At 69.9% G+C, this 7,598-nt stretch carries 7 protein-coding genes and 1 pseudogene; 2 read left to right on the top strand and 6 right to left on the bottom strand.

Going from position 1 to position 7,598, the window contains the following annotated elements; translation table 11 throughout:
* Nucleotides 1-9: 9 nt before the first annotated feature.
* The 5 genes from ABZW11_RS15005 to hppD all read right to left on the bottom strand — a co-directional run bounded on the left by ABZW11_RS15005 (nucleotide 10) and on the right by hppD (nucleotide 4,435).
* Complete coding sequence (locus ABZW11_RS15005; RefSeq protein ID WP_355416654.1) at nucleotides 10-714, bottom strand: hypothetical protein; 705 nt, start codon at nucleotides 712-714, stop codon at nucleotides 10-12.
* 53 nt (nucleotides 715-767) lie between these two features.
* Nucleotides 768-1,313, bottom strand: a complete 546-nt coding sequence (locus tag ABZW11_RS15010) for an RNA polymerase sigma factor (protein ID WP_355416657.1) — start codon at nucleotides 1,311-1,313, stop codon at nucleotides 768-770.
* Nucleotides 1,314-1,387: 74 nt separating this feature from the next.
* Nucleotides 1,388-2,800: a M1 family metallopeptidase gene (locus ABZW11_RS15015; RefSeq protein WP_355416660.1), complete on the bottom strand. Its 1,413-nt coding sequence runs from the start codon at nucleotides 2,798-2,800 to the stop codon at nucleotides 1,388-1,390.
* Nucleotides 2,801-2,840: 40 nt separating this feature from the next.
* On the bottom strand, nucleotides 2,841-3,278 hold the full coding sequence (locus ABZW11_RS15020; protein WP_355416663.1) for an RDD family protein: 438 nt from the start codon (nucleotides 3,276-3,278) through the stop codon (nucleotides 2,841-2,843).
* 47 nt (nucleotides 3,279-3,325) lie between these two features.
* On the bottom strand, nucleotides 3,326-4,435 hold the full coding sequence (gene hppD, locus ABZW11_RS15025; RefSeq protein ID WP_355416666.1) for a 4-hydroxyphenylpyruvate dioxygenase: 1,110 nt from the start codon (nucleotides 4,433-4,435) through the stop codon (nucleotides 3,326-3,328).
* 103 nt (nucleotides 4,436-4,538) lie between these two features.
* Here hppD and ABZW11_RS15030 point away from each other — a divergent pair, with 103 nt between their 5' ends.
* The gene (locus tag ABZW11_RS15030; protein ID WP_355416669.1) at nucleotides 4,539-5,024 is read left to right on the top strand and encodes an Lrp/AsnC family transcriptional regulator; all 486 of its coding nucleotides are present in this window, start codon (nucleotides 4,539-4,541) and stop codon (nucleotides 5,022-5,024) included.
* A gap of 263 nt (nucleotides 5,025-5,287) precedes the next feature.
* Nucleotides 5,288-7,279, top strand: coding sequence for a transglycosylase domain-containing protein (locus tag ABZW11_RS15035; protein ID WP_355416672.1), 1,992 nt, complete (start codon nucleotides 5,288-5,290; stop codon nucleotides 7,277-7,279).
* Between the two features lie 6 nt (nucleotides 7,280-7,285).
* Here the strand turns inward: ABZW11_RS15035 and ABZW11_RS15040 are convergent.
* Nucleotides 7,286-7,598: pseudogene (locus ABZW11_RS15040) on the bottom strand (N-acylglucosamine 2-epimerase); the annotation flags it as partial.

The following is a 7,598-nucleotide window of genomic DNA, read 5'->3' on the forward strand; positions in this document are numbered from 1 at the left end:
CGGATCCGGTCAGGGGTGGGTGGTGGTGAGGGTGGGGCCGTCGTCGGGCTCGGTGCGGGTGTTCGTCGACGGGCCCTCGTCCTGCTGCCCGCCGGATCTGCCCTGGCCGGGAGGCGGCAGGGGGAGGGAGGTGGGCTCGCACGGGGCCACCTGGCCCTCGACGACCTCCAGGGAGGTGGCGGAAGGAGGCGCCGCGTCGCCCCGGGCGCTCTTCGAGACGGTCAGGACCAGCGTGGACCCCTGGGGGACCTGGCCCTTCCCTATGGTGAAGGCGATGCCGTCGCCGTCCTTGCGGACGCTCGTCGTGAAGGCCCCTCCCGCGTCCGCGTGACGGCCGCGCGGCGCCTTGCAGGTCTGGCCCTCGGGCAGGTAGTCCACCGCCGCAGGGACGCCGGCCGCGGCCAGCTCGCGTTCGAGGCCGCCGGGGTCGGTGAACGCGTGGATGCGTACGCTGACCCCGCCGTCGGAGCTCTTGCTGACCGCGTACGCGGGCTCCGATCCCACCCCGGCCAGCACCACCACCACCGCCGTGGCGGCGGCCGCGACCCCCGCCACCGCGGCGGTCAGCCCCACCAGCCGGCGCTGGCGCCCCGCGGGCGGCGTCCCTCCCGGCACCACTCCCGGCACCACTCCCGGCACCACTCCCGGCACCACTCCCGGCACCACTCCCGGCGTCACTTCCGGCGTCACTTCCGGCGTCGTCTCTGTCGCCATCCTCGTCCTCATCTCGTCCTTGAGTGCACTGAGAAGGCGCTCCTCGAAGGTGCTCACGTCTGTCCTTCCACGTACACGGCCGATGGCGAAGCGACGCCGGAGAGTGCACGTCTGGCCCGGTGGAGTCTGACCCGCGCGGTCACCTGCCTGATGCCCAGCGCAGCGGCGGCCTCGGTGACGGTGAGCTGGTCGATCGCGACCAGCTCAAGCACCGCCCGCTCGCCCTCGGCCAGCACCGCCATGGCTTCGAGAGCGCCGCGCATCTGCCGCTCGGCGTCGATGCGCTCCTCCATCCTGGCCAGGTCGTCGTCGTCCATCAGCCGCCGCCCGGCGACCCTGCCCGTGGCCCGCGACTCGCGAGCCGCCCGCCGGTGCTGGGCCGACACCACGTTGCGTGCGATGCCGTACAGCCAGGCGACCTCGCTGCCCCGGCCGGCGCGGTAGGTGTGCGCGGAGTCGAGCACCGCCAGGAAGACGTCCGCCGTCAGGTCCGCGGCCAGGTGGGGGTCGCTGACCCGGCGGACCACGAACCGCTGGACGGCGTCGACGTGGCGGCGATAGAAGGCCTCGAAGGCCCCGGGGTCTTCGTTGAGGCGCACCGGCCTCGCTCCCTTCGTCGTTCGCCCTTACACCCCTACTTGGACCGGACGGCGGGAAGCGTTTCCGAGCGCGGTCAGGCGGGACGGCTGGGCTGGAAGAGCCAGGCGTCGAAGAGGGGGCCGAGGTCCTTGCCCGACAGCCGCTCGGCCAGGTCGATGAACTGCTCGGTGGTGACGTTGCCGTAGCGGTGCTCGGCCGTCCAGGTCTTGAGCAGGGTGAAGAACGTGGGGTCGCCGATGGCCCTGCGCAGCGCGTGGAGCGTCATGCCGCCGCGCGTGTAGACGGACTGGTTGAACAGGTCGTCGGGCTTGGCGCGGCCGGGCGGGTAGGACCACATGGGGTCGGACGCGGGCCGCGCGTGGAGCTCGTTGAACCTGGCGTCGGCGGTCTTGGTGCCCTTGTGCTCGGACCACAGCCATTCGGCGTAGGTGGCGAAGCCCTCGTTGAGCCAGAGGTCCTTCCACCGCTTGATGGTCAGGCTGTTGCCGAACCACTGGTGGGCCAGCTCGTGCGCGATGATCGACTCGTCGGGCTCGAAGCCGCCGTAAAGGGGCTTGGTCTGGTTTTCCAGCGCGTAGCCGGCGGAGTAGTCGTCGACGACGCCGCCGGTGGAGGAGAACGGGTAGGGGCCGAAGACCGTCGTCCAGTAGTCGGTGATCTCGCCTGAGGCGGTGTAGAGGCGGTCGAGCGAGCGCTTGAACCTGGGGTCGGTGGCGGCGAGGTTGAGTATGCCGGCGGCGGTCTTGCCCTCGCGCAGGTCGAACTTGCCGAGCGTGGCCGTGGCGAGGTAAGTGGCCATGGGGTGGCGCTCGCTCCACCTGTAGGTGGTCAGGCCGCCCTTGGTGGCGGGCTTGGCGGTCATCTCACCGTTGGCCAGCGCGGTCACCCCGGCGGGCACGGTGATGGTGAAGTCGAAGGTGGCCTTGTCGGCGGGGTGGTCGTTGCTGGGGAACCAGGTCTTGGAGCCGTTGGGCTCGGAGGCCACGAAGGCGCCGTCGGGGGTGGGGATGAAGCCGTAGGTGCCGAGGTTGGCGCTGTCGTTGGCGGGCCTCGGCCGGCCGGAGTAGGTGACCTTGACGGTGAAGGAGGACGAGGCGCCGATCGCCTTGGCCGGGCGCACGGACAGCTCGGAGCCCTGCCGGGTGAAGGTGGCCGCCGCGTCGTCGACGGTCACCCCCCGCACGTGCAGGCCGGTGAGGTCGAGGTTGAAGCTGGACAGGTCTTGGGTGGCGGCGGCGCGGATGGTGGCGACCCCGTCGAGGCGCTTGCCCTTGGGCGTGTAGGTGACGTCGAGGTCGTAGTGGGCGACGTCGTAGCCGCCGTTTCCGTCTTTCGGGAAGTCGGGGTCGCCGATGCCGGCCGCCCCCGCCCGCTCGCCCCCGACCACGGAGTTGCCGATCGGCGGCGGCTCGTCGCTCGCCGTGCAGGCGGTCAAGGTGCTGAGCGCCGCCAGCAAGGCCGCCACCCCGCTTCTGGTGAAACGCATACGAGCCCCCTTCGTATCGTGACCAGAAGTTTACGCTGCGTCAGGCGATGACGACGACGGTCCTGGCGGCTTTGTCGTGCAGGGCCTGCTTGCGCGGGTCGAAGAGGATCCAGCCGAGATCGAGCAACGCGCCCAGACAGCAGAACCAGACGAGCACGCTCTCCACGGCCTGCCTGACGGCGACCTGCCCTACGCCCATACTGCCGCCGTATTCCGCCACGACACGGATGCCGAACAGTTTCTTGCCCAGAGTCTGACCATTCCAGAAGGCGTGGAGCAGCCAGAAATAGAGAAAGGCGACCAGGCCGGCGAAGAAGGTGTGCTCGACGGGATAACGCGCCCACACGCCCGCGTCCCAGGCGTAGGTCCAGGTCGTCCAGGTGAAGGGGGTGGTGATGACGTTGACGATCAGCCAGTCGAGCACGCCGGCGAACAACCGCCGCCAGCGCCCCGCCAGCCCCGGAGGCGGCAGTTCCATGCGGGGATGGATGACCGCCGCGCTCCCGAGGCAAACCACCGGCTACCTCAAAGGTTGCCCCTGCGCTCCTGTTCGCGCTCGATGGCCTCGAACAGCGCCTTGAAGTTGCCCTTGCCGAAGCCGAGCGAGCCGTGCCGCTCGATGAGCTCGAAGAAGACCGTGGGCCTGTCCTGCACCGGTTCGGTGAAGATCTGCAGCAGGTAGCCGTCCTCGTCGCGGTCCACGAGGATCTTGCGCTTCTTCAGCTCCTCGATCGGCACCCGCACCCGCCCGATGCGCTCGCGCAGCTCGGGGTCGTCGTAGTAGGAGTCGGGGGTGTCGAGGAAGCGCACTCCGGCGGCGCGCATGTGGTCGACGGTGGTGAGGATGTCGTTCGTGGCCAGCGCGATGTGCTGCACGCCCGGCCCGCCGTAGAACTCGAGGTACTCGTCGATCTGCGACTTCTTGCGGCTGACGGCCGGCTCGTTGAGCGGGAACTTGACCTTGCGGCTGCCGTCGGCGACGACCTTGGACATGAGCGCGGAGTACTCGGTGGCGATGTCGTCGCCGATGAACTCGGCCATGTTCGTGAAGCCCATCACCTTGCGGTAGAACTCCACCCACTCGTCCATCTTGCCCAGCTCGACGTTGCCGACGCAGTGGTCCACGGCCTGGAAGAGCCGGCCGCTCTTGGTCGCGGGCGGGGCGACCAGCGGCTCGGCGGCGGCGTACCCGGGCAGGTGGGGGCCGCCGTAGTTGGACCTGTCGACCAGGGTGTGCCGGGTGTCGCCGTACGTCGCGATGGCCGCGAGCTGCACCTTGCCGTGCTCGTCCTCCAGCGTGTACGGCTCCACCAGCCCCCGCGCCCCGTGCGCCACGGCGTGCGCGTAGGCGGCCTCCACGTCGGGCACCTGGATGGCCAGGTCGATGACTCCGTCGCCGTGCGCGGCCACGTGCCGGGCCAGGTCGGTGCCGGGCCGCAGCGACCCGCGGAACTCGAACGTGGCACCGCCCGAGGTCAGCACGTACGCGGCCGTGTCCCGGTCACCGTTCTCCGGGCCCCGGTAGGCGACCAGCCGCATGCCGAAAGCGGTCGAGTAGTAGTGGGCCGCCTGCCTGGCGTTGCCCACGGCGAACACCACGGCGTCCATGCCGTTGACCGGAAAGACATCACTCATACCACCAACTCTCGATTTCCTTGGACGAGTTGCGCAAGAGTTACTTGTATGAGTGCACAATCTGCCTAGTATCAGCACGCCACAGGCGGTAAATCTGTACAGCATGACGATCGATGACCTCGACGCCCGCCTCATCGCCCTGCTCGCCGCCGAGCCCCGGCTCGGCGTGCTGGAGTGCTCGCGCCGGCTCGGCGTGGCGCGCGGCACCGTGCAGGCCAGGCTCGACCGCCTCATGGACCGCGGCGTGATCACCGGCTTCGGCCCCGACGTGTCGCCCGCCGCGCTGGGCTACGGCGTGACGGCGTTCGTGACGATGGAGATCAGGCAGGTGGCCGGGCACGACCCGGTGGCCGACCGGCTGGCGGCCATCCCCGAGGTGCTGGAGGTGCACACGATCACCGGCGACAGCGATCTCCTCTGCCGCGTCGTGGCGCGGACGAACGCCGATTTGCAGCGGGTTATCGATTTGATCGTCGATGTACGGGGCGTACTCCGGACTAATTCGATCATCGCCCTGGACACTCCGGTTCCCTACCGAGTGCTGCCTTTGGTCGCCGATGTTCCACGTCACGAGGGCCGCCGGTCGTAGTATCGCTAGGGACGAGGCACCGTTGTGGATCGTTTACCCTTGGCATTCGCCCAGCTTGCGGGGGTTGGGAGAGGGTCGACGAGGGGGGTGGCCGAAGGGTGCGTAGTGGCGGTGGAAAAGGAATGCGGAAGCGGCGGATTCTCCGAATAGTTCTGATATCCAGCGGTGCTGGAATCCTCGTACTGATCGGGCTTTTCGCCGTTGCGTGGGCACTTACTCCCATTCCGGACGAGACCCAGAAGCAGGCGACCGCACAGGGTTCCGTGATCTATTACCGCGACGGAAAGAGCGTGCTCGCCCGGCAGGGCGTCGACCGCCGGCGGGTCGATCTGTCGCAGGTGCCCAAGCACGTACGCGACGCCGTCATCGCCGCCGAGAACCGCTCCTTCTACGAGGACGCCGGCGTGTCGGTCAAGGGCACCGCGCGGGCCGTCTGGTCCACGCTCACCGGCCGCCAGCTCCAGGGCGGCTCCACCATCACCCAGCAGCTCGTCCGCAACTACTACAGCGGCCTCAGCCAGGAGCGCTCGGTCACCCGCAAGTTCAAAGAGATCCTCATCGCGATGAAGGTCGACCAGTCCAAGTCGAAGGACTGGGTGCTGGAGCAATACCTCAACACGATCTACTTCGGCCGCGGCGCCAACGGCGTCCAGTCGGCCGCCCGCGCCTACTTCGGCAAGGACGTCGAGAAGCTCAGTGTGGCCGAGGGCGCCTACCTGGCGGCGGTGATCCAGCAGCCCAGCCGCTTCGCCGACCCCAAGGGCTCCGACCTCGCGGCGGCCAGGGCGCGCTGGCAGTCGGTGATCAAGGCGATGGGACAGACCGGCGCGCTGACCCCGCAGCAGGCGGCCGCCGAGCGCTTCCCCGAGCTGGTCGAGCCGAAGAAGCCGTTCGAGCTCAAGGGCCAGGCCCAATACATGCTGGAGCAGGTCACCGCCGAGCTCAACCGGCGCGGCTACAGCGACGAGGACATCAACAGCGGCGGCCTCAAGATCGTCACGACCTTCGACAAGAAGCTCATGCAGGCCGCCAAGCGGGCCGTCGACGAGTTGCTGCCCGACGCCACGCCGAAGAAGGTGCGCACCGGGCTCGCCGCCGTCGACCCCGCCACGGGCGAGGTCGTGGCCTTCTACGGCGGCAAGCCGTCGCAGTCGAAGTACTACGACAGCGCGTTCTCGGCCAAGGTCATGGCCGGGTCGACGTTCAAGCCGTACACGCTGGCCGCCGCGCTCGACAACGGCTTCGACCTGTCCACCAGGGTCGACGGCAACTCGCCGCTGCGGGTCGCCTCGGCCGCGCAGGCCATTCCCAACGACGGCGACCGCTCGTACGGGCAGATCAACCTCGTCTCCGCCACCCAGAACTCCGTCAACACCGCCTTCGTCGACCTCGGCCAGAAGGTCGGACTCGACAAGGTGGCCGAGGTCGCCGAGGCGGCCGGCATCCCCGCGTCCCAGCTCGACCAGCACAAGCACGCCGCCGCCTTCCCGCTCGGCGTGGCGTCCGTCAGCGCCGTCCAGAACGCCTCGGGCTTCTCCACCTTCGCCAACAAGGGCGTGCACATGGAGGCCCACGTGGTGAAGTCGGTGACCGACACCGAGGGGCGCGAGCAGGTCGTCGAGCCGGTCGCCACCAAGGTGGTCGGCGAGCAGGCCGCCGCCGACACCACGTACGCGATGCAGCAGGTCGTGAAATACGGCACCGGCACCGCCGCCCGGCTCTACGACCGCCCCGTCGCCGGCAAGACGGGCACCACGGACGAGTCGAAGTCGGTCTGGTTCAACGGCTTCACCCCGCAGCTCTCGGTCGCGGTCGACATGTTCCGCGACGACAACGCCACCGTCACCATCCCCGGCTACGGCACGCAGTTCGGCGGGCAGCTGCCGGCGCAGATCTGGCGGGCGTTCATGACCGAGGCGATGGCGGGCAAGCCCGTCGAGGAGTTCCCCGAGCCTTCCGAGTACGGCTGGTCGTCCGGCTACACCGAGCCCGACCGCGACCGCGACCTGCCCAGCCCCGACTACACCGCGCCGCCGGCCGACCCCGGCTGGGACGACCCCGAGTCCGACCCCGTCCTGCCGCCCACCGACGAGCCGTCGATGGACGAGCTGCCCGACGACCTGGGCCGCTCGGGCGGGCCGCCCGAGGAGACGGCGCCGCCGGAGACGGACGAGCCCGACCAGCCGTCCATCCAGCAGGACGACCTCCAGGACACCCGCCCCCCGGACGGCCGCGACCGCCAGCCCGCGGCTTGACCCGGCTCAGCCGGCCAGTTCGGCTTCGAGGTCTTCGACGGTGGTCACCGGCATGCGGCAGGTGAAGCCCCTGCACACGTACGCCGCCGGCGCCCCGCCGACCGGGCCGCGCCCCTCCAGCAGGGCGGGGTAGCCGTCGCCGCCGGGCCGGCCGAGCGCCACCACCAGTCCGGGCGCGTCGGACAGCAGCGCCGCGCGGTGCAGCTCCGCCGTACGCGGGTCGTCGGCCGCACCCACCACAGCGACCTCCACGGGCCCCGACACTTCGATGCGCGAGGTCAGGAGCGGTGCCTGCGTGTCACGTGGCATGAGGGCACGC

The sequence above is a fragment of the Nonomuraea sp. NPDC004580 genome, from assembly GCF_040609855.1.
Classification (GTDB): domain Bacteria; phylum Actinomycetota; class Actinomycetes; order Streptosporangiales; family Streptosporangiaceae; genus Nonomuraea; species Nonomuraea salmonea.